We start from the raw sequence: 25007 nt of genomic DNA, 5'->3' as shown, positions 1-25007 counted from the left end.
TCGGAAAACCGCTTCACACTTTTCCGGATCGTGCTCGCCCGAAAACGCAAAACGCGCGGAGGTCCGCGCGTTTTTCGTCCGGGGAATGATTTATGAAAATTACGCCGCCTGCTTGTGCATTGCGCCGGACGCCGACGCCGTGCCGCGAATAGCCTTCACCGAACGTTCGATCGCCGCCCACAGCCTTGCGATTTCCTGCGCCGCACGGCTCTCGGCCTGATATTCCCGCGCGCCCTCGCCGTGGCTCAGCGCCATCAGCAGATCCGAACGGTTGGTGATCTGGCCGCCCCACACCGGAGCACGGAACTTCGCCAACGCCTCGCGGGCGATGGTGACGATCGGGCTTTCGGACTCGTCGCGGCGCGCCGGCGCACCGTTGAGCACGACCGCGTAGGGCTTGCGCGCCGCACGGCACATCTGGATGGTTTCCTGCACCGCGTTGACGTCGAACACGCCGGGACGGGCGGGAATCACCACCATGGTGGCATTGCGGATGGCGTCGTCGACGACGGCCGACAGGTTTGGCGGCGTGTCGATCAACACCCATTCATAACCGTCGCGCTTGGCCGCGGAGACGATGCCGCTGACCGAGTTCACCGCGGACTTGATCGGCGGCTCGTTGGTGCCACGCAGCTTGTGCCACAGCGTGAGCGAGCCTTGCGGATCGGCATCGACGAGCAGGATCGGCTTGGTCGCCTTGATCTGCGCGGCGAGATGCGCGGCCAGGGTACTCTTGCCTGAGCCACCTTTACGCGATGCAAAAACAATAACGTTCATACCTCTGCCTCCAGATTGACCCCAGGCGGCGAAAATGAATCACCGCGGTGATTCGGGAAAGAAAAATTTATCATAAGTTATGCTGGCGCCATGAAATAACAAAGCGCGTTGGCTTTTGAGTCACACTACTGCGTGCGACGACGGCTGCGAGCTGCATCGCAACACCTTTCGCGCCAGCAATCGTGCGTTTTTTGAGCAGCCTTGGCAGGACGAAGCGGAATGCAACCTCGCCGCGCAATCCGTTTCGCTAGCCGTTTCCATCCCGCCTTATCGCAAGCGTCCGCACGCGGAGGCGAACAAAAGGAGTCCGGTGGCTGGTGTGGGGCTGATGCCTGGGTCAGTTTGACTCAAGGGGCAAGCGAACGAGGGCCGCGACACGCAAATGCCCGGGACTTCAAACGCACTGCGCGCTGTGGCCCGGGCATGATCGAGTTTCAAAAAGGGAACGCGGCGCCCGCGCTCAGCCTTCGCTGGCTTTCTTCTTCTTGGCCGGCTTGGTGCTCTTCTTCGCCGTCCGGGCCGAGCTCCTGGGCGCGATGCTGGTCGGCTTGCCGGCGCGGGGCGCGGCCGCCATGCCCGGCTCCGGTCCAGGCCGGAAGAACGCGCGGCACTGCGGCGAGAGCTGCGACTTCTTCTGGATCATGCAGGCGGTGATGGCGTCGACGTTCGGAACGAACTCGCCGCACAGCCGCATCGCATCCGGCGTGCAGGCCTGCTGCTCCTCCTGGGAGTAGGCAAAGCCTTCACCCGGCTGGATCAGGACGGCCAAGGCGATCCCCGTGATCGCAGCAGCCGTGTATGTCTTCACGGATTTCTTAAAGCGGAACGCCGGCATCGATCCCCCCAAATGTCGAGTCGGAGGCGATAGTGGGTGAACGGGGGTTCGTTGGCAACCGAGGGGAGATGCGAAAGCCGCGACGTGTGCGGTCTCGGCAACAGGGACCCCCCAAAAACAAAAACCGCGAAAACAACCCCATGCACAGTAGCCAAGTCCATGTGGCGATTGAACTTTGCGGATCGCATTTTTGCGGATTTTACGAAATAGATTTGACTCGTCGGGCAAAACAGGAGCATGATGCCATCATCACAGAACGTGCGTGGGGTGGTCGGCTTGTCTCCTGCGCTGGACAAAGCGTGAGCAGGAGCGGAGACGATTGCATGGAGCGACATGAGGCGGAGCTGCCGCTGTCGGGCGTGACGGTGGTCTCGCTTGAGCAGGCGATCGCGGCTCCTCTGGCCAGCCGGCATCTTGCGGACTGGGGCGCCCGCGTCATCAAGATCGAGCGGCCGGGCGACGGCGATTTCTGCCGCGACTACGATCACGTGATGAACGGGATGTCGAGCCAGTTCGTCTGGACCAACAGGTCGAAGGAGAGCCTCGCCATCGACATCAAGAGCCCTGAAGGCCAGGAGGTGCTCAAGGCCCTGCTGCCGCAGGCCGACGTCTTCATCCAGAACCTGGCGCCCGGCGCGGCGGAGCGGCTCGGCCTCGATGCCGCATCGCTGCTGCGGAAGTATCCTCGGATCATCGCCTGCGACGTGTCGGGCTATGGCGCGGGCGGTCCCTACAGCGACAAGAAGGCCTACGATCTCCTCGTGCAGTGCGAGGCCGGCGTTCTCGCCATCAACGGCACCGAGGCGGAGCCCGCCAAGGTTGGGCTGTCGGTGGTCGATATCGCCACCGGCATGTACATCCTCAACGGCGTGCTGATGGCGCTGTATCGCCGCGAGCGCACCGGCAAGGGCACCGCCTTCCAGGCCTCGCTGTTCGATTCCATCACGGACTGGATGAGCTATCCCGCCTTCTACACGCAGAGCACGGGCCGGCCGCTGCCGCGAACCGGGGCAAGGCACGCAACGATAGCACCGTACGGCCCTTTCCGCGTCGGCGACGGCAACACGATCTTCTTCGGCATCCAGAACGATCGGGAATGGCGATCGCTGTGCGCCATCGTGCTTGGCGACGCGGACTTTGCCGACCATCCCCGCTTCCGCAGCAATCCGCTGCGCATGCAGAACAGGGACGATCTGCAGGTCCATATCGAGCAGCGTTTTGCAGCGATGACCAGCGACGAGGTGCTGCGGCTGCTCGACGAGGCCTCGATCGCCAACGCGCATCTGAATTCGGTCGAGGCTTTCCTGGAGCACGAGCAGCTCCGTTCCCGCTCGCGGGTGCAAACGGTGGGATCTCCGTGCGGCCCGGTGATGAGCTTCCTGCCGGCTCTCACCATTCCCGGCCTGTCGCCCCGGATGGATCCGGTGCCTGACGTCGGGCAGCACAACCAATCCATCCTCAGCGAACTCGGTCTCGCAAAGGAGACATGACGATGGCCCCTCAACGGCCGACGCGGGTCTACCTGGCCGTTCCGGCGCATCGCTCCCGTCTCGTCGCCAAGGCGGCTGCCTCGGCCGCGGATGCGGTGTTCATGGATCTCGAGGACGCCGTCCCGCCCTCCGAGAAGAGCGCGGCGCTGGAGGAAGCTGCGCGGGCGCTATCCTCGCTGGATTGGGGCAACAAGGTCGTCGCCGTCAGGCTCAACGCCGTCGACAGCCCCTTCATCGCGCAGGAAATCGGCACGCTCGCTGCGCTTCCCAGATTGGATTCGGTGATCGTGCCGAAGGCGGAGCGCGCGAGCGACATCGCCGCCATTGCCGATCAGCTGCGCGCCGCCGCGCCGGATCGCCCCTCGCCTGTGGCGCTCGAACTGCTGATCGAGACTGCGCTCGGTCTCGTCAATGTCGACGCGCTCGCGGCCGCGCGCGACAGCGTCGCCGCCCTTCATCTCGGCGTCGGTGATTTCGCGGCGTCGATCGGCGCCCGCTCCTCGGAAATCGGCGCGTCGCCGGACGGCTACCGCCACGTGGGCTCCGCCCAGAGCGGCTATGCCTCCGCCCCGCTCGATCTGTTCGCCTATCCGATGATGCGCCTGCTGGTGGCCGCGCGCGCGTTCGGCCTGCGCGCCATCGACGGTCCGTGCGGCGCGTTCCGGGATGGCAGACTGACGGAAAGCAGCGCGCTCAAGGCGGCTGCGATGGGTTTTGACGGCAAGCAGGTGATCCATCCCGACCAGATCGAGCCGACGCTGCGGGCGTTCGTCCCGTCCGACACCGAGCTCGCGCACGCGCGGCGGGTCGTCGCGGCCATGGAGCACGCCGAGGCGCAGGGCCAGGGCGCGGTGACGCTCGACGGCAAGATGATCGACTATGCCAATGTGCGGATGGCGCGCCGGATCATCGAGATGGGGTCGTAGCGGCGCATGACCACGGTGCTGATCGTCGCGCCGGTGTTTGCGCTGATCGCGGCCGGCTATGCCGCGGTGCTGTTTCGCTTCGTCTCCGAGACCGCGCACAAGGGCATCTCCGAATTCGCCTTCAGCATCGCGATTCCCGCGCTGCTGTTCCGCACCATCGTCGTCTCGGAATTTTCCGGCGTCAGCCCCTGGCGGATGTGGGGCGCCTATTATGGCGCGCTCGCGCTGACCTGGATCGCGGCGCTCATCCTCTCGGCGCTGCTGCGGCAACGGCGCGAGGATCGCGAGGACGGCGTCGTGTTCGCGATCGGCTCGGTCTACGGCAACATCGTGATGCTCGGCATTCCCCTCACGCTCTCGGCGCTCGGCAATGAGGCGGCAGGCCCGATGGCGCTGATCCTGTCGGTGAACACGCCGCTGCTCTGGCTCTGCGGCACGCTGCAGATGGAGCTGGTCGACCGCAAGCAGACCGCCTCGGCCGCGTCGCTGATCGTGCCGGTGCTGCTGGATCTTTCCCGTAACCCGATCATGCTCGCGATCGGCTTCGGCCTCGTCTGGCGCCTCACCGGCCTCGGCCTTCATCCCGTCGTCGACCGGACCGTCGAGCTATTGGCGCAGGCGGGATCACCGGCGGCGCTGATCGCGCTCGGCATCAATCTGTTCAGGTTCGAGGTCAAGGGCGAGATGTTGAGCGTGGTCGTGATGAGCGCGCTCAAACTGCTGGCGATGCCGGCGGCCGCCTTCGTGCTGGCAAAGCTGCTCGACCTGCCGCCGCTCGCAGCCGGCGTCGTCGTGCTGTTCGCGGCGATGCCGACCGGCGCCAATGCGTACATCTTCGCGGTACAATATCAGCGGCTGGTGAATCCGGTGTCGGGCGCGGTGGCGCTGGGCACGCTGCTGGCGGCGGTGACGTTGCCGGTGGTGGTGTGGGTGGTGGCGAGGTGAGGCAGGCTGTGCGCGATAACTCGCTTTGGAGCAAAAACTTCTTTGATGTCATCCAGCTGTTTGGCATCGAACGCAATCCGCACATCAGCGCTCGTGGCGACACCTTGTCGTCGCTGTCCAAAGCCGTGTGATCTGCGTGGAACCCCTGACAGCACACGCGTGATAAATCCATTTCGGCGCATTGAACCGGCCCAAACGCTCAGCTGACCAAAAAGAGATCTGCAATATAGGAGCAGTTCCATGGGCATTCCCAAAGATGGGACGGTTTCGGTCCGCATCACATGCGTTGGTCACGCCAGCCGACGCTGGAGAGGTGCCCGCACGAAGGCGGCGGCGTCCGCACTGAATCAGCGCCTGTCGGAATTCAGGGCGAAAACGATCTTCGACCAGGTCGATCCCATCGTCAAAATGCAGCTGCCGGGATTGCCCGTTGCGCTTGGCCAAAAGGCAGTCGGGAGCACGGAACCGTTTCCGACGGCCGGCGAAGATAACGCCGCCATCGATCGCAGTGTCGTCCTCATGGTCGACCTGGTTTGGACAGGTACGGGCGGTTACAAGAAGGTGCACCGTCCGCCTCGGCTTGTTTATGCGCCGAGCACCTTCTGGGAGATGAAAATCGCAGCGCTCTTTGGCGCCTCGGGTATCGGCGTCAAATCGAGCTTGCTCCGCGTGAAGATCAAGAACTTGAGTACAGGGCGCGAACTTTCGCTTTTTGGGCCGATTATCGGCGGTGATCTGACCATCGGTGCCGGCATGTTCAAGAAGGTGCCCAAGGTGTCGCCCGTGAGCTTCGACAAGTTCGATCCCAAACAATTGCGGGATGCGCAAGTGGGCAAGCCGGTCGTGTTCACGACACCGCTCATGGACTTCGACGACTGGATCAACGGATCGGAAGGCCAGCTCGTGCGGGTCGTTCACGGTCATCTTAAAACCGGCGTGACCAAGTCGCAGACCAGCTTTCTCCAGTTCGTCAGCGTCGATACTCATCCCGGCTCATTGGTCTTCGATCTGAAGGCGCTCGGTTTCTCGTTGGGTATTCCCGAGGTATCCAATCAGGTGCAATCCGGAACACTCAAAGCCGAAAATCATCCGTCAGACCAGTATCTCGTCGACACACCTGATGACGTCGTTCCTGTCCAAGTCGCACAGCACCGCAGCGAAGGCCTTCTGATCAGCTTCCCAACTGAAAAACATCACTGGACGGATTTGAGTTCGAGCCAGCAAGAGGAAGTGAAGCGATTTGTGTTGAACAGAACGGCAGCCATTCGCGCTTTGTCTGACTTCAAGGATGTGGTCGCCCCGACGCCGTGATGGGGCGGGTAGCTGGCAGACTGATTTCCCGACGGAGCTGTGGCTTCGTGCTTCGAGGGGGCGAGAAGCCGAGCATCCTGGCGGGATGCGCGCTCGAGCCACTGCAGGTGCCGACCTGCGCGAATACGTACATCTTCGCGGTGCAGTATCAGCGGCGGGTGAACCCGGTGTCAGTTGCGGTGGCTCCGGGCACGCTGCTGGCCGGCCGAAAGAATTATTGAACACGCTGGCCCTCGCGCCAGGCCATCTCCCAGAAGTCTGCCTCGAGTCGGGTGGCTTCCTTGAAGATCGCAATCAGCTCTGTCTCGCGCGCCGGCGTGGCGTAGAGATCGGCGAGATGCTCCATGTGCTCCCGCGCTTTGGCGGCGACCTCCTGGTACGGGGCGCCGGCGTACTCGGCGATCCAGACGCGATAGGCATTCGTCGCGGCGCCCGCGAGGGGACGCGAGGCGAGCCGCGTTGCGATCTCCGCGTACCCGATCACGCAGGGGGCAAGCGCCACCTTGAGAGCCAGCAGATCGCCGCGCATTCCCGCGTCGAGCACGTAGCGTGTATAGGCCAGCATCTCGGCCGCCGGAGGGGCCTGTTCAAGGTCGGTCGGGGACAGGCCCCAATCGGCACAGAGCTTCACATGCAGGTTCATCTCGACATCGAGGATGGCCGACAGGCCGGCCGCGGCTTCACGCATGTCGGCAAGTCGGGGCGACTTGTAGACCGCGAGCGCGTAGGCGCGAGCAAACTCGATGAGGAACAAATAGTCCTGAACGAGATAGTGACGAAACGCCGCTTCGGGGAGCGAGGCGTCCGCCAATCCGTTCGTAAAGGGATGCTCGGTGTAAGCCCGCCACTCGACGGACGCTTCTGTCTTGAGACGCTCGAAGAAACTCACGATCTTGTCTGCCCGGCCTGCTTGTGCATGAATGACTTTGGCAAGCTACCGATAGCGCATTGCGGACCGAGGAGCTACGGCGACCGCGGCCAGAATTGGTTTGAGCAGAGTTGCGGGCACTCCCCGCGTCGAGAGTTTTTTGCATTGTCACCGTAATGGTGGAGAGTGCGCCGCACCACCTGCCAAATATCCAATCAGCGCAGCCCCAGGAACGAGAGCACCACGCCAATCACGACGACGAGTCCGACCAGATAGATAATGCCATTCATGTCTCAGCTCCTCAGCGTTGTCAGTCCTGCCGCAACACAAACACCCAAGGTCGTGAAAAGGTTCGGCGTTGCCCAACGCCGATTTCTCCCGAAATAGGGGAACGAAAGCGACCGATCCTGCTTCGTGGCGTGCTGAGCCTTCGCCCCCCTTCAGCTCGATGATTTTGCGTTTACACGCAAAGGTCGATAGGCTGCACCGATACGTCCTGCAGGGAGGGTGACATGGGACAGCGTGAAGAGATGCTGGCATTGATCAGACGCGCTTACGCCGCACGCGACGGCGGTGACGCCGAGGGCTTGGTGACCGCCTTTCATCCCGAGGGTCTGTTCACCTTGATGGGCGACAAGAGCGCGCTCGAACTGACAGGGAGTATGCAGGGGCACCCCACCCTGCGTGGAGCCTTCAGTAAATTGATTGATGAGTTCGGTTTCGAAGGTCGCGAAATCCTGGCCGAGTTGGTCGACGGAGATCGTGTTGCCGTTCATTCCCGCGTGAACGTTCGATACCGTCCGACCGGGCAGGCTTCCGGCACCGAGATCCTGGACCTGTTCAGATTTCAGGGCGGCAAGATCGTTGAATTGATTGAGTTCGCGGACACTGCGCAGATCAAGGCGATGATCTCCTGAGGGGGATGAGGTTGGATTGTATCGTCCTCGCGCAGGGATAGACGCCCGGGCATCCGTGATATGCGCGTTAGAACTGCCGGCGATGCCGGCGGCTGCGTTCGTGCTAGCCAAGCTGCTCGGTTTGGCTCAGGTCGCGGCCGGCCTAGATCGTGCTGTCGCCGCAAACCGGATAATTTGCTTTTGCTTCCTTCATTTCTATAGGACGGAATTCATGACGTTGATCGTGGGCTATGCGAATGAAGAAATCGGCTTTCTAGTGGGGGAGACTCTTTTAACTCCTCTATTGGAGGTGAAAGGTAATCCGATCGGGCCAGTGAGTGGCGAGTTTCACGGCCTAAAGATACAGATCATCGACGATAACACGGCCGTTGCGTTTGCATCATCAAATGCAGCTGATGCGGCACTCACACTGATTGGCCAGCTTGCACAAGAACTCGTGCAGAACGCAAAATTCGACCCGGCGACCCGACTGGCTGAGCGTCACGCCGAACTCTTAGCCTCAAAAAAAAGCGATCCACCAGACTGTGAGTTTCTCGTGCTCCGGATTGATGGTGATCGCAAACGCCTTGCACACATCACAGACGGCGTCCTCAAATATGTTGAACGAGCCTATATTGGCGACCCTGCCCAATATAGGAGACTTTTAGAGCTGAAGAAGCCATACGTCGGCCCGAAACAGCAGACGACAGCGCACTTAGACGGCACAACAACAATCGAATCCATCGTGAACAGTGCAGGACTAGTAGAATTCGTAGAAATCGGATTGGCGCTTCAAGCGCTGGTGGAGCAGCGACGAGGTGAGGGAATCGGCGCGATTGCCGGGAATATCATCCGAGTCGTGGACGCGAGAATCTCTCGTAAGCTGGAATACCTACAGACGCACGAAGCGAGTATTACGCAGGCAGAGGGAAAGGCGGGCTATTCGCTCTTAGCATCCAATTCAGGGAAGCGCGGAGTTGGTATCTACTACGTTGCAGGCAAAGTTGGGTTCGTTATGATTGCTGGAGATACGGAACCATGCCGTAAGCTGCCAGCGGAAACGATGGATGAATTTAAGCAATTTGCGAAAAGCCAATTCGATCTAAATCTCTGTTAGCCGTTTAAGGTTGAGGCATCATGATTTAGTCAGGTGCGCGATCATCAATCCTGCTTAAGAATCGCGTGATGCCATCTAGTTGGGCTGTATTTTCGGGCATTCTATGCAAGTGCCTAGGCGATCGCTCTATTCTTTTCCCGGAGGAGAGCTTCGAGATTACCGGGGACTTCCAGACCGCGTCCGGCTCGTGCGATTATCCACCACGCGGATCCTAGGACGCCTGTGCAGGAACGTCCTTCTTTTTGTCCGCTCGTAACAAGTCAACCTCTTTTTGAATCACGCGGCGACACATTGAACGTAAGCGGCTGAGAAGCGTGCGCTCGTGAGCATTCAAGCGATGCTTACCCCGGTGGACTATCTGGGATCGAACATCATAAATGTCGCTGAACGTTTTATAGAGATCCTCACGCTCCTCTTGGCTTGATCCGATCAAGTACGCACATCTGTTTCGAAGTAGCTCATTGAGCCCAATTTCTTTTGAGGCAGCTTTGTCTCCGAGCAAAATTTCCAGGACCACCATGGCTTGGATAAAGGGCAGAAGTGGATCTGAGCCTGTTGCGCTGTCAAAATACCATTGCGACGCAAGCATTATTGGCTCGGCGCGTTTGCCCGCCGCGATGACCTGAGCCATTTCCTCTAGGATACGCGGACACCAATGAACTCGTTTTTCTGGCGTGTTGACTAAGTCGCCCATTTAGAGTTTTTCGAGGCCCCAGCTTATCCTATCGTCGAGCTCCAGTTTTCGCTCCGCTCGCCAATTCCCTTCGTTATCCTTGCGATGGACGAAGTAGCCATATTTCGGAGGGTAAACCGGATAACTTGAGTTGACTTGAAAGAGCCGTAGCGCAAGGCCGAGACCGCAGACGGAGCGTATAAATCGACGCGCCTCTAGGTCAGGGGCTGAACCTCCATACGGACCAATAAATCCTTCGACGTCCCGCTGGATGTGCACTGCATTTTCTTCCCAAGTCAGCGGCCCCGTAAGAAGCGAAGACAGTAACCCGCCTCCGAAGCGCTGCGCTTTCTCCGCATCTTCCTGCACGTGCAGCGGAAGTAAATCAGACAAGTCTTTCGAGGTACGCACCAAGCGTGAGGAAGTCGTCTCGAACGTCCATTGATTTCTCTCGTCGGGCAGACATCCCCATAGCGCCTTCGGTAACGGGCACGTTGTCCTGTATTGGTTGGGTAGAATTTCAAATTGACCAATAAGCCGCGCTGTGACCGCAGCGGAATTTTCATAGCCAGCGACTTCAACTAGTTTCTTTCGAGCCGGCTCTTTCTCATATTCGGCGCTTTGTAGCTCGATCGCGAGCGTGTCCAAGATGAACTCGACCAATGGATAGTCGTCGACATACGCCAGCAGGGCGTCGTGGATCGGCCCACGTTGAGGCAGCGCCTCGTCCGCCATTAAAAGCAACATGACGCCTCCTGATGCTCGTCTAAGGAATTTGCCGTGATCCACCTCGATCAACGGGAGCGCACGCGCGACAATCTCCGCAATTCTAGCTTTTGCGTTTGGATGAAGGTCGATGGCCACAGCTCTTCCCCGCGGGTGATTTCGGGAATGGTACACGCGGGAGTTTATTTGGGACGGGGGAGACGCGCAGGAGGCGCAGTTATGCAAGGGGAAATCTTGGAGATTCAGTGTACATTCCACTTGCGCTGACATGTTTCGCCCTCTCAGACGACGCAAATAGAAGTGTCTATCAATGAGATTCTGACAATGAGGGCCGTCCGCGCCGCTGGTACAGTTGGGTGGGCTCGAACCACCGACCTCCTGTTCCACAGACAGGCGCTCTAACCAACTGAGCTACAACTGCATCCTTGCGAGCCGCCCGAGGGGCGCCCTTGATAGGGCCGGTCACCGAGGGGGGCTGGACGGGGCGGAAACTAGGTGCAACGGGCGTTTTTGGCAAGGCCGCAGCACCGTCAAAACGTCCCGCAAACGAGGTTATTTCCAAAGCAAAACCCGGGCTCTAGGCCCGGGTTTCTTAATTGAGACGGCCGCGCCGGATCAGGCGGCGGGGTAGAGCTTCGCGGCGGAGGCCTTGATCGGCTCGACGGTCGCGGTGGCGACGCGCTGGGTCAGCTCGGCGAGCTCCCGGGCCTGGGCCTGGAAGGTTTCGAGCTGCGTCTTGGAATGGTTGGTCCACAGCGCGAACGCATCCTGCGGCGCCTTCACGCTGAACAGCTCCTGGGTGAAGTCGAGATGGGCCTTGGTGTTGGCCTTCGCGAACTCCATCAGCTTGGCGGTGTATTCGCTCACGCCCTTGTGGGCGGACGCGAACACGGCCTCGACGGTGCCGTTGTGGGTCTCGGCGGCGTCCTTGAACTTGGCGTAGTTCTCGCGGGCCTGCGACACACCCTTTTCGGCGAACGCACGCATCTGCTCCGGAACCTCGAACGGAATGACGGAGGCGGAGAATGGATCAGTCGTACCTGTCATGCTTTGTCCCTCACACTAATGAAAAAACGGAGTGAGCCTTCAGGCGCGCCCGCCGGCCAACCGGGTGACGGGTGCGAAGACTGGAAACACAAAACGAATGATGGCTCGCCCAGCGCGGAGACCATGCCTACCTAAGATGTCAATATTGTGCAACGCAACGGGTTTTGGGGTGCATTGCGCAAATTTAATCGCGGGGAGGATGAGGTTCCCGGGATGGGGAACCGGTGGTTGAGGTAATCAGGTGGTGCCTGAGCGCGCGCCTCGTCCTTCGAGACGACCGCTGCGCGGTCTCCTCAGGATGAGGCTGGGGCGGCATGGGTATCTGCGGACGCGGGGATCTCGAAGATGGGGATGCGAACGGGCTACGGCTTGCGGGGTCGGGGACATTAAGGTTATCGCGGCTTTAGGCCTTGGCGCATAGGCTGGGGCCGTGGACCTGCCCGCGCACGCGGGCGATACTAACCCTTTCTTAAGGCTGTCATTCCCGGCAGCCTGATGCGCACAAGCGGGACGCGAAGCCGGTCGGATGACGAGTTCGGATTTCCAGTTGCGAGGCGTGGGCGATCCCCGGCTGGCCGTGCACGCGACCTCGCCGCTGCCCGTCTGGCTCTGGTCGATCGACGGCACGCGCGTGCTCTGGGCCAATCCGGTCGGGGCAAGACTGTTCGGCGCGGCCCATGCCACGGCGCTCGCGGACAAGACCTTCGGGCCCGCCGACAGCCACCGCCGCCAGATCATCCGGCTTGCCGGCCGGCTGCCTCCGAACGGGGCGATCCGGCTCGAACGGCTGCGCGGCTTCGGCGCGCGGCTCGGCACTCTGATGACCTGCGCCTGCGCCCGGCTCGACTTCGCCGATGGCGGCCGCGCCGTGCTGGTCACCGCGATGGACCCCGGCTTGCGCACCATGCCGCTGGTCGAGCGGCTGCTTCGTCTGGTCGACGGCGCCAAGACGCCGATGGCGGCGTTCGCACCCGACGGCCTGTTCGTCGGCGCCAGCGAAACGGCCCGCACCCTGCTCGGCTTCCGCGATCTCACCGAGGCCGGCCTCGAACAGGCGCGCAGCGATGCGCTCAGCCTTGGCCGCGCCGAGACGCCGATCGGGATCGGCCAGATGGTGTTGCAGCGGGTCGGCAGCGGGGCCGATGTCGGGCTGGTCGCGCTGATCGAGCCTGCCGTGCAGCAGGCGGCGGCTGCGACTGATGAGGTCGAGCCCGAGGCCACTGAAGAGGTCGCGCGCGAAGAGATCGCTGAGCCTGCGCCGTCCGCTGCTCCAGCCGCCGTGTCGCAGGATGTGCAAGCGGCGCCGTCGCACGAGGCGCCATCAGAGATCGCGCTGTTCGACGCCTTCGCCGAGCCGGTCGACGCGCCGCAAGCAACGATCGCGCACGAACCGCCCGTAAGCGAGCCGGCGACCGAGATCGTCTCGATCCAGCAAGCCGTCGAGCAAGCGGCCGAAGCCGCGCCAGAAACTCCGGTTGAAAACTCGGCCGAAGCCATGGTGTCGCCGCAGGCAGCGCCGACCGTGACCGGCATGGTCGAGCCGCCGTCGGGCCACGAAGAGCCGCCCGCACCGCGTCAGCATCCGCTGCGCTTCCTCTGGAAGGTGGATGCAGAGGGCCGCTTTGTGCTTCTCTCCGACGAATTCATCCACCTGATCGGGCCGCGCACGGCCGCCGGCTTCGACCGCCCCTGGCGCGAGATCGCCGACGCCTTCGCGCTCGATCCTGAGAGCCGCGTGGCGCAGGCGCTTGCGAGCAAGGACACCTGGGCCGGGATCACCGTGAACTGGCCGGCCGATGGCGGCGAGCATCTGCCGGTCGAGCTTGCCGGGCTTCCGGTTTATGACGGCGACCGCAATTTCGCGGGCTTCAGGGGATTTGGCGTCTGCCGCGATCTCGACGGCCTCAACCGGCTCGATGCGCTCAGGCGCTTTGAGCTTTTGGCCGAACCGGCGGCGCCGCAAAGCCTGTCCGCCGATGTGGTCGAACCGGAGCCTGAGCCTGAGCCAGAGCCGCCGCCTCCGCCGATCGAGCCGCCCGCACCTGAGCCTGAAGCTGAACTGCCCGAACCCACACCCGACGCGAATTCACATCCAACCGATCCGGAAACGCCAGTGGAAACGCCAGTGGAAACGCCTCCCAATGTCCTGCCGTTCCGAGCGCCCGGCGACACGCGATCGCCGACGCTGACGCCGGTCGAGAACAGCGCGTTCAACGAGCTCGCCCGGCAATTGTCCGAGCGCCTCGAACGCGACAAGGAAACCATCGCGGCATCGTCCGAGCCGCCGGATGCCGAGATCACGCCTGAGGCGCCGACGCCGGAGCCCGAGCCTGAGACGCCGCACGCGCCGGCCGAATGGCTGACCGCGCCCGCGCCGCCCGCGCACGGCCACAGCCCGCGCGACCGCGCGCTGCTCGACCTGCTGCCGACCGGCATCCTGATCTATCGGCTCGACCGCCTGCTCTACGCCAACCCCGCGTTTCTCGCGCGCATGGGCTATGGCAGCCTGAGCGCACTGGAGAATGCCGGCGGGCTGGATGCGCTCTATGTCGAGCCGGGCGTGTCCGCGGCCAGCAGCACGTCGCAAGCCGGCACGCCTGTCACGATCAGCGCGACGCTCGCCAATGGCGAAGCGCCGCTGCCGACCACCGAGGCGCATCTGCACGCGATCGACTGGGACGGCGAGAGCGCGCATGCGCTGATCTGCGCGCTGCCGCAGGCAGCGCCCGCTGCGCCCGTCATCGCCGAGACCGTGATCGCCGAGACCATTGTCCCCGAGACCTTCTCCACCGCGCCGGAGCCCGACGCCGGCGAGGCGGCCGCCGAAGATCTCGCCGCGATCCTCGACACCACGGCCGAGGGCATCGTGATGTTCGATGCCGAAGGCAACATCCACGCCTGCAACCGCAGCGCCGAGGCGCTGTTCGGCTATGACGGCGAGACGCTGATGCAGCAGAATCTGGTGACGCTGTTCGCGCCGGAGAGCCAGCATGTCGTGATCGACTATCTGGAAAACCTCAAGAGCCAGGACATCGCGAGCCTGCTCGACCACGGCCGCGAGGTGCTGGGGCGCGAGAAGAAGGGCGGCGTCATTCCGCTCGCGATGATCATGGGCCGCACCCGGCCCGACGGCCCGAACTTCTTCGCCGTGTTCCGCGATCTCTCGCACAGCAAGCAGGGCGAGAGCGAGCTGACGCAGGCGCGACGCCTGGTCGAAGGCACGGCGAACGCCAAGGCCGACATGCTGGCGCGGATCAGCCACGAGATCCGCACGCCGCTGAACGCCATCATCGGCTTCTCGGAGGTGATGATCTCGGAACGCTTCGGCACGCTCGGCAACGAGCGCTACGGCGAGTACATGAAGGACATCCGCGCCTCCGGCGAGCGCGTCATCGCCATCATCGACGACCTGCTCGAGCTGTCGCGGATCGAGACCGGCAAGCTCGACCTCGACTTCGCCAACCTCAACCTCAATGATCTGGTCGAGGCCTGCGTGGTCGTGATGCAACCGCAGGCCAATCGCGAGCGCATCATCATCCGCACCTCGCTCGGCCATGCGCTGCCGCAGGTGAGCGCGGATGCGCGCGCAATGCGGCAGATCACGATGAACCTGATCTCGAACTCGATCCGGCTCGCCAGCGCCGGCGGCCAGGTCATCGTCTCGACCGCGCTCACCGACCACGGCGAGGTCGCACTTCGCATCCGCGATACCGGCCACGGCCTCAGCGAGCGCGAAGTCGCCGCCGCGATGGAGCCGTTCCGCACACCACCGCCCGGCGACGCCGAGGACAATTCGGCGCTGAGCCTGTCGCTGACCAAGGCCCTGGTCGAAGCCAACCGCGCCCGCTTCAACATCAAGAGCGCGGCGAACTCCGGCTCGCTGATCGAGGTGGTGTTCGCACCGGCACTGGCGCAGGCGTAAGCGGCGAACGCGATTTCCTGCCCGCGGTGCACGGGCGGCTTCGGCCGAGCCGCGCCCGACGAAGGGCGCCATTGCGACTTCTTCCCGAGCGGAACCGAAGCCCCTCGTTGCGGCTTGAAGCCTGGACCCAGCGTTTCTCCTGCTGATCAGTTCGACACTGCAGCTCCCGCACCCAGCGACTTCAAATGACCGAACGAGCGAAATCCGTGGCATCGAAGCAGCGTCCGCCCAAGCGGAGCGAGGCGGTGCGGAGCGACGGAGGCCCGACCACGACTGAGCGAAAGCCGCTGCCTACCGGCGCGGGCGCGCGCATGAACGCACGGGTCGTGCTTGCCCTTGCGCTGGTCGCACTGGCGTTGTGGACGGCGGCGGGATTTCTGCCCGCAGTGATCTGGGCCGCGATTCTCGCAACCAGCCTGTGGCCGCTCTACACCAAATTTGCGGCACGCGTGACCTCCGGCCGCTCCAGCCTGGCCCCGCTGGTCTTCACGCTCGTCGTCGCCCTCATCCTGTTTACGCCGATGTCGCTTGCCGTCTATCAGATCGCGCAGCAAGGCGATCTGCTCGTGGGCTGGATGAAACAGGCCGGAGAGAGCGGGATCGAAGTGCCTGATTGGCTCGCCCGCCTTCCGATCGCCGCAGAGAGCATCGAGCAGTGGTGGCGCAGCAATCTTTCCGATCCCAAAGCCGCGACCGCATGGCTGAAAAGCGTCAACGCAGACAACGCATCGGAACTGTTTCGAACGTTCGGCGGACAGCTGCTTCATCGCCTGTTTCTTCTGTTCTTTTCGCTGATCGCCTTGTTCGTCTTGCTACGCAACGGCCGGTCGATCTCGGACCGCGTGCTGGAAACCTGCGATCGGCTTTTCGGTGAGGCGGGAGAGGGTCTCGCCGAGCAAATGGTCGATGCGATCCGCGGCACCGTGAACGGTACGGTGCTGGTCGCCGCAGGCGAGGGATTATTGATCGGCGTGGCCTATTTCGTCGCGGGCGTGCCGCATGCCATCGTATTCACGATATTGACCACGGCCTTCGCCATGCTTCCGTTCGGCGCCTGGCTCGCTTTCACCGCTGCGGCGGTGGTGCTGGTCTCTGGCGGAGGCAGCGGCTTCGCAGCCGCGGGCGTCTTCTTCTGGGGCGCGATCGTCATGTTGGCCGGCGATCATTTCGTCTGGCCGACCCTGGTCGGCGACTCGGCGCGGCTGCCGTTTCTGTTCGCGTTCGTCGGGATCTTCGGAGGCCTGGCGGCCTTCGGCCTTCTGGGCTTGTTTCTCGGCCCGGTGATCATGTCGGCGTTGCTGGTGGTCTGGCGCGAGTGGGTGTTCCGACCTGTCGCGCCCGAGAAGAACGGTTGAGTTGCCGCGGGCGTATCCCCAAGCACACGCCAGAAAGCAAAAGGCACGGCGCTTGCGACGCCGTGCCTTCCGCATTCATGAGGCTCGATCTCAGCTGTAGATTTCGAACAGTCCCGCGCCGCCCTGGCCGCCGCCGATGCACATCGTCACGACGCCCCACTTCGCCTTGCGGCGCTTGCCCTCCTGGAGGATGTGGCCGGTGAGCCGCGCGCCGGTCATGCCGAACGGATGGCCGATCGGCGCTGGCGAAGGCATAAGGCGAGATCAGGCTGGGACTGGACTGGCGGCTGCCTTTACGTAGTGGCGCAACCCGCTCGGACATGTAGTATGGCCCTGCCGGAGCGGGGTACCAAATTGGACGGAATCAATCTTCACGATCCCCTCTTCGCCACCTATGTCGTTGCCGCCAGCTTGATCATCCTCAAGGCCGTGGCGATGTCGTGGCTCACCGTGGTCCGGATGGTGAGGGCCCAGGGCGGCTACCGTTCGCCGGAGGACATCAAGAAGACACCACTGAATCCCGCACCCGATCCGGCGCAGCTTCTTCCCAACGAAGATGTGGAGCGGATCCGCCGGATCCAGATGAACGATCTCGAGAGCCTGCCGTATTTCCTGGCCGCGGGCTTTCTTTATGTTCTCACAAAGCCGTCGCTGCTTCTCGCGCAATGCCTGCTCTACGGCTACGTTGCCTCACGCCTGCTGCATTTTCTCGCCTATCTCACCGGGCAAATTCACGACATTCGCGCAATGCTGTGGACCGTCGGCTCGGTCATCCTGGTCTTCATGACCGTGCGCACGCTGCTCGTTGCACTCGGCGCTTGAGGCTCAGTCGGCCACGCCGGCGATCTGCTGGGCCGAAAGGTAGCGTTCAAGCGCCTCGTGCTGCTTGAAAAAGCGCATGGCGCGCAGATCGCGGATCGTCGTTTTTTGTGCCGCATCGCGAACCCGGGTGACCTCGCGGGCTTCCTCCAGCCGGCCGACCCCGACCAGGTTGGCCGCGAGCATGCGATGTCCGGTGCCGTTGCTCGGATTGTGCCGAACCGACTTGCGCGCCCAGGCAACGCCCTCCTCGTACTGCCCGAGGGCAAAGTAGGACGCGGTCAATCCCGTCATCCACATATGGAGCATGCTGTCCTCGGGGCTGAGGACGAGAGACCGATGCAGGCATGCGAGTGCGTTGGCATAATCGCCTCCCATGCTGTCGATCATTCCGAGTACACCCCATGCGAAAGCCGAACTCGGATTGAGCCTTGCGGCTTCGCTGGCGTGAATGCGCCCCTGATCGTTGTCGCCGGCGGGCCCAAACAGCGTGAAGCCATAGACAGCGTGGGCGAAAGCGTCCCCACTATCCTGCTCGACGGCGCGGCGCGCCAGACCGACCGCCTCGGACGCGGCATCCGCAGACATGTTGGCGCCGAGCGGCGGAGCCATCACGAGTCCCCAAGCCAGCGCCGCCAGCGTCGCCGTTCGCTCCTGATCGAGGCTCAGAGACCGCCGAAGCAGATCGATGGCCTTGACGATACCTTCGCGGGTGCCGCCCCATAAATGGTGAAGGCCGCGCAAATACAGATCATAGGCCGAAAGATCAGTTGGCGGCTTGCGGCGTGCGCGTTCGATCTCGGCGCTACGAACGGCGGGATCGACGACTGCGGCAACACTGCTGCTGACGTCGTCCTGCAGGTCGAAGATGTCGACCAGGGGGCGATCGTAGCGATTGGACCAGACCTGGGCCTCGCTTCCGGTATGAGTGAGCTCGGCCGAGACGCGAATGCGGTTGCCCGCCTTGCGAATATGACCGCTCAGGACGTATTGCGCACCGAGTTGCTGCGCAATCTGCCGGCTGGTCATTCCCTTGTCCCGAAGGGCAAAGCTCGATCCGGCCGCGATCACCACCAGCTCGCGAAAGCGCGATAGAGCGGTGATGATGTCTGCAGTGACGCCATCGGCGAAGTAGTCCTGTTCGGTTTCATCACCCATGTTGCGGAACGGAAGCACCGCCACGGAGGGCCTGTCGTTGCCGAACACGTGCTCCGCCTGGTGCGAAAGGTCTGCCGTCGGCTCCGCTGCCGGCAGAACGATCTTATGCTCCTGGACCTTGCGCAATTCCGCAGCCAGCGCGCTGGTTGTGGCATCGGGCGCGGTGCCGAGCTCTTGCTTCAGCAAGGCAACGACGGCCTGATAATATTTGAGCGCCTCGGCGTTGCGGCCGGCCGCGGACAACGCGCGCATGATCAGGCGGTGCGCATCCTCGCGCATGCTGTTGAGTGCATTGGCGCGCTGGCCGGCGAGCAGGGCATCGCCGGCACGTCCGTCGGACAGTTCCTGGTCGCCGAGCGCTACCATCGCGCCGACAGCCAGCTCCGATAACCGCTCGCGTTCGCCGGCCAGCCACTCGCTCCAGCCCTCAGCGTTGACCGCGATGTCATCGACGAGGCGCCCGCGATAGAGATCTGCCGCCGCGGTCAGCGCGTCACGGCTGCCCTTTCTGACAAGCCGCTCGAATTGCGGCACATCGCAGGTGATCACAACGGCATTCAACGAAATGAATTCGCCGTCACTCCTGAGAGCACTCTGACCAAGAACTTGACGCAGCTTGAACAGCGCCTGTCGCAGGTTTTGCTTCGCCTGCGCTTCGAAGTGCGATCCCCACAGCAAGGTCGAGAGTTTTTCACGGTGCTGAGGCTGAGGTGCCGTGCAGGCCAGATAGGCCAGCAATCCCGCGAGCTTCTTGTTCGGTAAGCTGACGGCACCGTCCGGCCCGATCAGTTCAAAACGTCCAAGAAGTGCGAGAGTAAAACTTGGGCTGGGAGCGGGTGCAGTTTCGGTCATTCCGCCTCAAAAATAAGCAGATGCGCTCACGGATATACATCCTACACGAATTGCCGCCTTAGCGAACAATATTAACGCTGCAGTGACGGCCGAGTGACGCCGGCGACGACGACAGTGGGTTCAGATCGCATCGCGACGAGATGCCGGTTGGTTGATCGACGCGGAGCAATTTCATCCGGAAGCCAGCGTGCGCGCGCATCACCTCATCATGATCGTCGTTGGCTTGTTCGTGGTCCTCGCCGGATTCGACGCAGCGTTGACGACCTTTGCACACCCGACACTCAGGGCCGCTTCGCAGTCGGCGCCGCCCGTCGCACCGCTCCTTTTCGGAGGCGACTGATCGCACGCCGGCATCACAACAGCCATCAAACAGGAGGTCGCATTGACCGACATCGCACAGCAGGGAAGACAATCGCAGAGGTTTCTCGCGTCCGATCAAGAACAGCGATTGGTTGCGATGTGGAGACTTGGAGTGGTCGCCTTCTATGGCTCGCTCCTGGCGCTGGTGATTGCCTTCGCGGCAATGAGCAAGGCGCCCCGAGAGCGCCAAGCCAACCTGGCCTCCGACGATTTCGTTACCCACTACATTTCGAACCCGCCGGCGCCGTAGGCGATCGGGACGAGCGACAGCAAAGCATATGAGGACAATCGTGAACAATCACAACCGTGCTGCGTCTCCAATTCGGGCCAGATCTCCGGCATCGCACGACAGAAAGCGAACAGGCGGCGAGACGCGCCTGATGTTTCTCGTTCTGCTGGGATTCGGCCTCGTTCACGTGATCGGCGCGATCCTGATTCAGCGCGCGTCGACCGAGCGAGGTGATCCGCCCCTGATCCTCGCTTCGCACACCGACTGACGGCCGCCACATGCAGCCGGTTCATGGGATTTGAAAAACCAGGAGGCAACATGCCAGCAATCATACGCACGATTTCCCGCACGGTCCTCTCGGTCATCGGTGCCGAATTGGCGAAGCACGCCCTCCTGTTATGCGCAGCGTGCGCCTTTGTGTTCGTGCTCTCACGAACCTACGGCCTGGATTTGAGCGCCGGATTCTTCTGACGTTCGCAATGGTGGCCGACATGACTGAAATCTGAAGACGCATCGTCGTCGATGCGCAAGTCCTGAGGAGCTGAGATGTACGTTGGCCGGATATTGTCCACGCTTGGCGGACAAGGACCCATGCTCCTGGTGATCTCGCTTTGCGCAGGGCTGGTGATCACTCCCTTCGCTCATCTCGGCTACGATCTTTTGCCTTTTTCGGCATTTCTTCTGACGCTGGGCTCGTTTCTTACGGCGGGTCTTGCCCCCTCTGAAGCCAGCATTCGTCCGCTCCTGATGGGCGTGGTGCTTGCCTGGGTTGGCCTGGTGCTGCCATTCGCTGCTGCGATTCTGCTGTCCTTTGCTCCGCTTGATCCTGCGCTGCGGGCCGGCGTTCTGCTTTCATTGCTGGCGCCGCCGGTCGGAAGCGCCGCTGCGATCGCCGGAATGCTCGGTTTGCGACCACGTCTCGCACTGCTCGTTTCCATCGCACTGACCTTGCTCACGCCGATCTCGATTCCGAGTTTTGCCACGGTGCTCGGACTTGGAATTGCATTCGACATGGGCAGGCTGGCGATCCGGCTCTTCAGCATTATCGGCGCTGCAGGCCTGGTGGCCTTCTTAGCCATGAGGTTTCGTCGTCATGTGATTCCTGTTCTGCCCGATCAAAGCGCCGCCACCGGGATCGCCGTTGTCGGGCTCATGATCGTGGGGCTTGCCACCTCGCAAGGCATACGGGCGCAATGGACCAGCAACGCCCTGCGTTTCGACGTGATGCTCGCCGCGGCGATCGTGTTCAATTTCGGTCTGTGCGTCCTCGCTGCCATGACGTTCGCGAGACTGGGGTGGCAAACCGCCGGTACCATCGGTCTCGTGAGCGGAAACCGCAACGTCACGCTCGTGTGGGCAGCGGCGAGCTTCGGTCTGCCGTCGCTGGCGGAAGGTTATGTCGCTGCGTGCGTCATCCCGGTCCTCGCGCTTCCCCTCATCATCAAGCTTTGTCTTAGACTACCATCCTTCAGCCGCTTCATCCCACAAAACCGATGACCCAAAGAGTACACGCCTGACCTGGTGCTCAAACAACAAGGCACGGCGCTTGCGACGCCGTGCCTTCCGCATTCATGAGGCTCGATCTCAGCTGTAGATTTCGAACAGTCCCGCGCCGCCCTGGCCGCCGCCGATGCACATCGTCACGACGCCCCACTTCGCCTTGCGGCGCTTGCCTTCCTGGAGGATGTGGCCGGTGAGCCGCGCGCCGGTCATGCCGAACGGATGGCCGATCGCGATCGAGCCGCCGTTGACATTGTACTTGGCGGGATCGATGCCGAGCTTGTCGCGCGAATAGAGACACTGGCTGGCGAAGGCTTCGTTGAGCTCCCAGAGATCGATGTCGTCGATCTTCAGACCGTGACGCTTCAACAGCTTCGGCACGGCAAAGATCGGGCCGATGCCCATCTCGTCCGGTTCGCAACCCGCCGCCGCCCAGGCGACGAAGCGGCCCATGGGATTGAGGCCGCGCTTCTCCGCGTCCTTGGCTTCCATCAGCACCACGGCCGCGGCGCCGTCCGACAGCTGGCTGGCGTTGCCGGCCGTGACGAACTTGCCGGGACCCCTGACGGGCTCGAGCTTGGCAAGACCTTCCAGCGTGGTCTCGGGCCGGTTGCACTCGTCGCGATCGACGACGTAATCGACGATCGACTCGGCCTTGGTCGCCTTGTCGACCACCTTCATCTTGGTCTTCATCGGGACGATCTCGTCCTTGAACTTGCCGGCCTGCTGCGCGGCGGCCATGCGGCGCTGCGACTCCAGCGAATACTCGTCCTGATATTCACGGCTGAGATTGTAGCGCTCGGCGACGATATCGGCGGTGTCGATCATCGCCATGAAGATCGCCGGTGCCGTCTTGAGCAGTTCGGGATCGATCGATTCCTTCGGCGTGCCGCCGCCCGGCATCGAGATGCTCTCGACGCCGCCGGCGACGATGCAGTCGGAACCGTCCGAGCGGATCGAGTTGGCGGCCATCGCGATGGTCTGGAGACCGGACGAGCAGAACCGGTTCACCGAGACGCCCCCGGTCGATTTCGGCATTCCTGCCAGCAGCGCGGCCTGGCGGCCGATGTTCGGCGCGCCATGGGCGCAATTGCCGAGATAGCAATCCTCGACATAGTCCTTCTCGACGCCGGCGCGGTCGACCGCATGGTGGATGGCATGGGCCGCGAGCGACATCGGCGGGGTGATGTTGAACCCGCCGCGGCCGGATTTCGCGAGGCCCGTGCGTGCATAGGAAACGATGACGGCTTCACGCATTGTTTTCTCCCTTTCGAACGATTTTGACCGGAGCATCGGTCGAGGTTTCTCGGCGCCATTGGTACACAATGTCCGGCGGTCGCGGGAGAAATAAAAACGCCGCCCTCGCGAGAGGGCGGCGTTGTTCCGCGGGTCGGAATATGTCGGCGTATCAGAACGTCAGCGCCTTGACCTGCTTGACCTGCGGCAGGGCCTGCACCTTGGCGAGCAGATCGGCCGGCACCGCGCCGTCGACCTCGATCAGCGCGATGGCATCGGAGCCCGGCGCGACGCGGCCAAGATGGAAGGTCGCGATGTTGATCTTGGCATCGCCGAGCAGGCTCGCGAACTTGCCGATGAAGCCCGGCTTGTCCTCGTTGGTCACGTAGATCATCGACTTGCCAAATTCAGCGTCGACGCGGATGCCCTTGATGTCGACCAGGCGCGGCTTGCCGTCGGCATAGACCGTGCCCGAGACCGACCGCTCCTGCCGCTCGGTGGTGACGGTGACAGTGATCAGGCTTTCATAGTCGCTCTGGGCGGCGCGGACGATCTCGTCGACCACCATGCCGCGCTCCTTGGCGACGACGGGCGCGGAGACGACGTTGACCTCGCCCAGCATCGGCCGCAGCAGGCCCGACAGCACGGCGGAGGTGATCGCCTTGATCTTCATCTCGGCGACGTGGCCCTCATAGGTGATCTCGACCTTGAGGATGCCGCTCTCGGTGAGCTGTCCCGCGAACGAACCGAGCTTTTCAGCGAGCGCGATGAACGGCTTCAGCTTCGGCGCCTCTTCCGCCGTGATCGAGGGGAAGTTGACGGCATTCGAGATCGCGCCGGTGAGCAGGTAATCCGACATCTGCTCGGCAACCTGGAGCGCGACGTTCTCCTGCGCCTCGGTGGTGGACGCGCCGAGATGCGGCGTGCAGATCACGTTGGGATGGCCGAACAGCACGTTCGCGGTGGCGGGCTCCTCGACAAAGACGTCGAATGCGGCGCCGGCAATGTGCTTGGAATTCAAAGCGTCGACCACGGCCTGCTCGTCGACGAGGCCGCCGCGGGCGCAGTTGATCAGGCGCACGCCCTTCTTCATCTTGGCGATCGCGGATGCGTCGATGATGTTCTTGGTCTTCTCGGTCAGCGGGGTGTGCAGGGTGATGAAGTCGGCGCGCTTGAGCAGGTCGTCGAGCTCGACCTTCTCGACGCCGATGTCCCTGGCGCGCTCCGGCGACAGGAACGGATCGAACGCGATCACCTTCATGCGCAGGCCGAGCGCACGGTCGGCGACGATCGAGCCGATGTTGCCGCAGCCGACGACGCCGAGCACCTTGCCGGTGATCTCGACGCCCATGAAGCGGTTCTTCTCCCATTTGCCGGCTTGGGTCGAAGCGTCCGCCTGCGGAATCTCGCGCGCCAGCGCCAGCATCAGGGTGATGGCGTGCTCGGCGGTCGTGATCGAATTGCCGAACGGCGTGTTCATCACGATGATGCCCTTGGCCGTGGCGGCGGGAATCTCGACGTTGTCGACGCCGATGCCGGCGCGGCCGATCACCTTGAGGTTGGTCGCCTTCTCGAGGATCTTCGCGGTCGCCTTGGTTGCGGAGCGGATCGCGAGGCCGTCGTAATTGCCGATGATCTCGGCGAGCTTGTCCTTGTCCTTGCCGAGATTGGGCTGGAAGTCGACCTCGACGCCGCGGTCTTTGAATATCTGCACGGCAGCGGGAGAGAGCGCGTCGGAAATGAGAACTTTGGGTTTGGTCATGGAGATGTGTCCTTCGCCGTCCCTAGAGGGAGATCGGCCTGAGGGCCGGAATGGGGAATTGCTCGGAAGCTCTTTGCTCTCCCTCTCCCCGTTCTTACGGGGAGAGGGTCGGGGTGAGGGGCAGCCACAGGCGGGGTGCTCGCGGAGAGAGCCCCTCACCCGGATCGCTGCGCGACCCGACCTCTCCCCGTAAGAACGGGGAG

General features: G+C 62.7%; 23 protein-coding genes, 1 tRNA gene and 1 pseudogene. 14 read left to right on the top strand and 11 right to left on the bottom strand.

All coding sequences use genetic code 11. From position 1 onward, the window contains the following. Positions 1 to 99: 99 nt before the first annotated feature. Positions 100 to 777, bottom strand: a complete 678-nt coding sequence (locus ACIPUD_RS27290) for a ParA family protein (protein ID WP_007596685.1) — start codon at positions 775 to 777, stop codon at positions 100 to 102. 460 nt (positions 778 to 1237) lie between these two features. After that, positions 1238 to 1612: a hypothetical protein gene (locus ACIPUD_RS27285; RefSeq protein WP_085348773.1), complete on the bottom strand. Its 375-nt coding sequence runs from the start codon at positions 1610 to 1612 to the stop codon at positions 1238 to 1240. A gap of 323 nt (positions 1613 to 1935) precedes the next feature. Here ACIPUD_RS27285 and ACIPUD_RS27280 point away from each other — a divergent pair, with 323 nt between their 5' ends. The 6 genes from ACIPUD_RS27280 to ACIPUD_RS27255 all read left to right on the top strand — a co-directional run bounded on the left by ACIPUD_RS27280 (position 1936) and on the right by ACIPUD_RS27255 (position 6505). Beyond that, positions 1936 to 3102 (top strand): CaiB/BaiF CoA transferase family protein, encoded by a 1167-nt coding sequence (locus ACIPUD_RS27280; protein ID WP_446481882.1) that lies wholly within the window; start codon positions 1936 to 1938, stop codon positions 3100 to 3102. Positions 3103 to 3104: 2 nt separating this feature from the next. After that, positions 3105 to 4028: an HpcH/HpaI aldolase/citrate lyase family protein gene (locus ACIPUD_RS27275; RefSeq protein ID WP_446481881.1), complete on the top strand. Its 924-nt coding sequence runs from the start codon at positions 3105 to 3107 to the stop codon at positions 4026 to 4028. Positions 4029 to 4034: 6 nt separating this feature from the next. Next, positions 4035 to 4973: an AEC family transporter gene (locus ACIPUD_RS27270; RefSeq protein ID WP_085348775.1), complete on the top strand. Its 939-nt coding sequence runs from the start codon at positions 4035 to 4037 to the stop codon at positions 4971 to 4973. 8 nt (positions 4974 to 4981) lie between these two features. Further along, the gene (locus ACIPUD_RS27265; protein WP_446481880.1) at positions 4982 to 5104 is read left to right on the top strand and encodes a hypothetical protein; all 123 of its coding nucleotides are present in this window, start codon (positions 4982 to 4984) and stop codon (positions 5102 to 5104) included. A gap of 109 nt (positions 5105 to 5213) precedes the next feature. Then, on the top strand, positions 5214 to 6284 hold the full coding sequence (locus tag ACIPUD_RS27260; RefSeq protein ID WP_085354353.1) for a hypothetical protein: 1071 nt from the start codon (positions 5214 to 5216) through the stop codon (positions 6282 to 6284). Between the two features lie 47 nt (positions 6285 to 6331). Beyond that, complete coding sequence (locus ACIPUD_RS27255) at positions 6332 to 6505, top strand: hypothetical protein (protein WP_446481879.1); 174 nt, start codon at positions 6332 to 6334, stop codon at positions 6503 to 6505. On the opposite strand, the gene tenA is transcribed toward ACIPUD_RS27255, so the two are convergent. Further along, positions 6499 to 7173 (bottom strand): thiaminase II, encoded by a 675-nt coding sequence (tenA, locus tag ACIPUD_RS27250; RefSeq protein WP_018453578.1) that lies wholly within the window; start codon positions 7171 to 7173, stop codon positions 6499 to 6501. The genes ACIPUD_RS27255 and tenA overlap by 7 nt on opposite strands. A 491-nt stretch (positions 7174 to 7664) precedes the next feature. Between tenA and ACIPUD_RS27245 the strand changes: the two genes are divergently transcribed. Next, on the top strand, positions 7665 to 8069 hold the full coding sequence (locus ACIPUD_RS27245; protein ID WP_446481878.1) for a nuclear transport factor 2 family protein: 405 nt from the start codon (positions 7665 to 7667) through the stop codon (positions 8067 to 8069). Between the two features lie 211 nt (positions 8070 to 8280). Beyond that, positions 8281 to 9165: a hypothetical protein gene (locus ACIPUD_RS27240; RefSeq protein ID WP_446481877.1), complete on the top strand. Its 885-nt coding sequence runs from the start codon at positions 8281 to 8283 to the stop codon at positions 9163 to 9165. A gap of 211 nt (positions 9166 to 9376) precedes the next feature. Here the strand turns inward: ACIPUD_RS27240 and ACIPUD_RS27235 are convergent, their stop codons facing one another. The 4 genes from ACIPUD_RS27235 to ACIPUD_RS27220 all read right to left on the bottom strand — a co-directional run bounded on the left by ACIPUD_RS27235 (position 9377) and on the right by ACIPUD_RS27220 (position 11611). Beyond that, entirely contained in the window at positions 9377 to 9859 is a 483-nt protein-coding gene (locus tag ACIPUD_RS27235) for a hypothetical protein (RefSeq protein ID WP_446481876.1), read from the bottom strand. Next, positions 9860 to 10702, bottom strand: a complete 843-nt coding sequence (locus ACIPUD_RS27230) for a hypothetical protein (protein ID WP_446481875.1) — start codon at positions 10700 to 10702, stop codon at positions 9860 to 9862. It abuts the gene before it with no gap. Between the two features lie 206 nt (positions 10703 to 10908). Then, positions 10909 to 10985, bottom strand: a tRNA-His gene (locus ACIPUD_RS27225). Positions 10986 to 11179: 194 nt separating this feature from the next. Continuing rightward, on the bottom strand, positions 11180 to 11611 hold the full coding sequence (locus ACIPUD_RS27220) for a phasin (RefSeq protein WP_446481874.1): 432 nt from the start codon (positions 11609 to 11611) through the stop codon (positions 11180 to 11182). Positions 11612 to 12137: 526 nt separating this feature from the next. Between ACIPUD_RS27220 and ACIPUD_RS27215 the strand changes: the two genes are divergently transcribed. Then, positions 12138 to 15533 (top strand): PAS domain-containing protein, encoded by a 3396-nt coding sequence (locus ACIPUD_RS27215; RefSeq protein WP_446481873.1) that lies wholly within the window; start codon positions 12138 to 12140, stop codon positions 15531 to 15533. A 185-nt stretch (positions 15534 to 15718) separates the two neighbouring features. Next, positions 15719 to 16888: an AI-2E family transporter gene (locus ACIPUD_RS27210; protein ID WP_085348783.1), complete on the top strand. Its 1170-nt coding sequence runs from the start codon at positions 15719 to 15721 to the stop codon at positions 16886 to 16888. A gap of 90 nt (positions 16889 to 16978) precedes the next feature. On the opposite strand, the pseudogene ACIPUD_RS27205 reads toward ACIPUD_RS27210, so the two are convergent. Further along, a pseudogene (locus ACIPUD_RS27205) lies at positions 16979 to 17125 on the bottom strand (acetyl-CoA C-acyltransferase); the annotation flags it as partial. 90 nt (positions 17126 to 17215) lie between these two features. On the opposite strand from ACIPUD_RS27205, the gene ACIPUD_RS27200 reads away from it, so the two are divergent. Next, positions 17216 to 17710 (top strand): MAPEG family protein, encoded by a 495-nt coding sequence (locus ACIPUD_RS27200; protein ID WP_143273320.1) that lies wholly within the window; start codon positions 17216 to 17218, stop codon positions 17708 to 17710. Between the two features lie 3 nt (positions 17711 to 17713). Here the strand turns inward: ACIPUD_RS27200 and ACIPUD_RS27195 are convergent, their stop codons facing one another. After that, the gene (locus tag ACIPUD_RS27195; RefSeq protein ID WP_204512345.1) at positions 17714 to 19717 is read right to left on the bottom strand and encodes a BTAD domain-containing putative transcriptional regulator; all 2004 of its coding nucleotides are present in this window, start codon (positions 19715 to 19717) and stop codon (positions 17714 to 17716) included. A gap of 151 nt (positions 19718 to 19868) precedes the next feature. Between ACIPUD_RS27195 and ACIPUD_RS27190 the strand changes: the two genes are divergently transcribed. The 3 genes from ACIPUD_RS27190 to ACIPUD_RS27180 all read left to right on the top strand — a co-directional run bounded on the left by ACIPUD_RS27190 (position 19869) and on the right by ACIPUD_RS27180 (position 21803). Next, on the top strand, positions 19869 to 20057 hold the full coding sequence (locus tag ACIPUD_RS27190) for a hypothetical protein (RefSeq protein ID WP_085348785.1): 189 nt from the start codon (positions 19869 to 19871) through the stop codon (positions 20055 to 20057). A 42-nt stretch (positions 20058 to 20099) separates the two neighbouring features. Then, positions 20100 to 20327 (top strand): hypothetical protein, encoded by a 228-nt coding sequence (locus ACIPUD_RS27185; protein ID WP_085348786.1) that lies wholly within the window; start codon positions 20100 to 20102, stop codon positions 20325 to 20327. 570 nt (positions 20328 to 20897) lie between these two features. Further along, complete coding sequence (locus ACIPUD_RS27180; protein ID WP_018453563.1) at positions 20898 to 21803, top strand: hypothetical protein; 906 nt, start codon at positions 20898 to 20900, stop codon at positions 21801 to 21803. Positions 21804 to 21890: 87 nt separating this feature from the next. On the opposite strand, the gene ACIPUD_RS27175 is transcribed toward ACIPUD_RS27180, so the two are convergent. Then, on the bottom strand, positions 21891 to 23063 hold the full coding sequence (locus tag ACIPUD_RS27175) for a thiolase family protein (protein WP_007596708.1): 1173 nt from the start codon (positions 23061 to 23063) through the stop codon (positions 21891 to 21893). Positions 23064 to 23214: 151 nt separating this feature from the next. Then, positions 23215 to 24804 (bottom strand): phosphoglycerate dehydrogenase, encoded by a 1590-nt coding sequence (gene serA, locus ACIPUD_RS27170; protein ID WP_204512347.1) that lies wholly within the window; start codon positions 24802 to 24804, stop codon positions 23215 to 23217. Between the last annotated feature and the right edge of the window lie 203 nt (positions 24805 to 25007).

The sequence above is a fragment of the Bradyrhizobium sp. CAR08 genome (assembly GCF_052871955.1).
This window is presented reverse-complemented; position numbering and strand designations above follow the sequence as displayed.

Coding starts and splice junctions, on each gene's coding strand:
- ACIPUD_RS27290 (WP_007596685.1), bottom strand. CDS start 777: ATGAACGTTATTGTTTTTGCATCGCGTAAAGGTGGCTCAGGCAAGAGT.
- ACIPUD_RS27285 (WP_085348773.1), bottom strand. CDS start 1,612: ATGCCGGCGTTCCGCTTTAAGAAATCCGTGAAGACATACACGGCTGCT.
- ACIPUD_RS27280 (WP_446481882.1), top strand. CDS start 1,936: ATGGAGCGACATGAGGCGGAGCTGCCGCTGTCGGGCGTGACGGTGGTC.
- ACIPUD_RS27275 (WP_446481881.1), top strand. CDS start 3,105: ATGGCCCCTCAACGGCCGACGCGGGTCTACCTGGCCGTTCCGGCGCAT.
- ACIPUD_RS27270 (WP_085348775.1), top strand. CDS start 4,035: ATGACCACGGTGCTGATCGTCGCGCCGGTGTTTGCGCTGATCGCGGCC.
- ACIPUD_RS27260 (WP_085354353.1), top strand. CDS start 5,214: ATGGGCATTCCCAAAGATGGGACGGTTTCGGTCCGCATCACATGCGTT.
- ACIPUD_RS27245 (WP_446481878.1), top strand. CDS start 7,665: ATGGGACAGCGTGAAGAGATGCTGGCATTGATCAGACGCGCTTACGCC.
- ACIPUD_RS27240 (WP_446481877.1), top strand. CDS start 8,281: ATGACGTTGATCGTGGGCTATGCGAATGAAGAAATCGGCTTTCTAGTG.
- ACIPUD_RS27235 (WP_446481876.1), bottom strand. CDS start 9,859: ATGGGCGACTTAGTCAACACGCCAGAAAAACGAGTTCATTGGTGTCCG.
- ACIPUD_RS27220 (WP_446481874.1), bottom strand. CDS start 11,611: ATGACAGGTACGACTGATCCATTCTCCGCCTCCGTCATTCCGTTCGAG.
- ACIPUD_RS27215 (WP_446481873.1), top strand. CDS start 12,138: ATGACGAGTTCGGATTTCCAGTTGCGAGGCGTGGGCGATCCCCGGCTG.
- ACIPUD_RS27210 (WP_085348783.1), top strand. CDS start 15,719: ATGACCGAACGAGCGAAATCCGTGGCATCGAAGCAGCGTCCGCCCAAG.
- ACIPUD_RS27200 (WP_143273320.1), top strand. CDS start 17,216: ATGGCCCTGCCGGAGCGGGGTACCAAATTGGACGGAATCAATCTTCAC.
- ACIPUD_RS27195 (WP_204512345.1), bottom strand. CDS start 19,717: ATGACCGAAACTGCACCCGCTCCCAGCCCAAGTTTTACTCTCGCACTT.
- ACIPUD_RS27180 (WP_018453563.1), top strand. CDS start 20,898: ATGCTCCTGGTGATCTCGCTTTGCGCAGGGCTGGTGATCACTCCCTTC.
- ACIPUD_RS27175 (WP_007596708.1), bottom strand. CDS start 23,063: ATGCGTGAAGCCGTCATCGTTTCCTATGCACGCACGGGCCTCGCGAAA.
- serA (WP_204512347.1), bottom strand. CDS start 24,804: ATGACCAAACCCAAAGTTCTCATTTCCGACGCGCTCTCTCCCGCTGCC.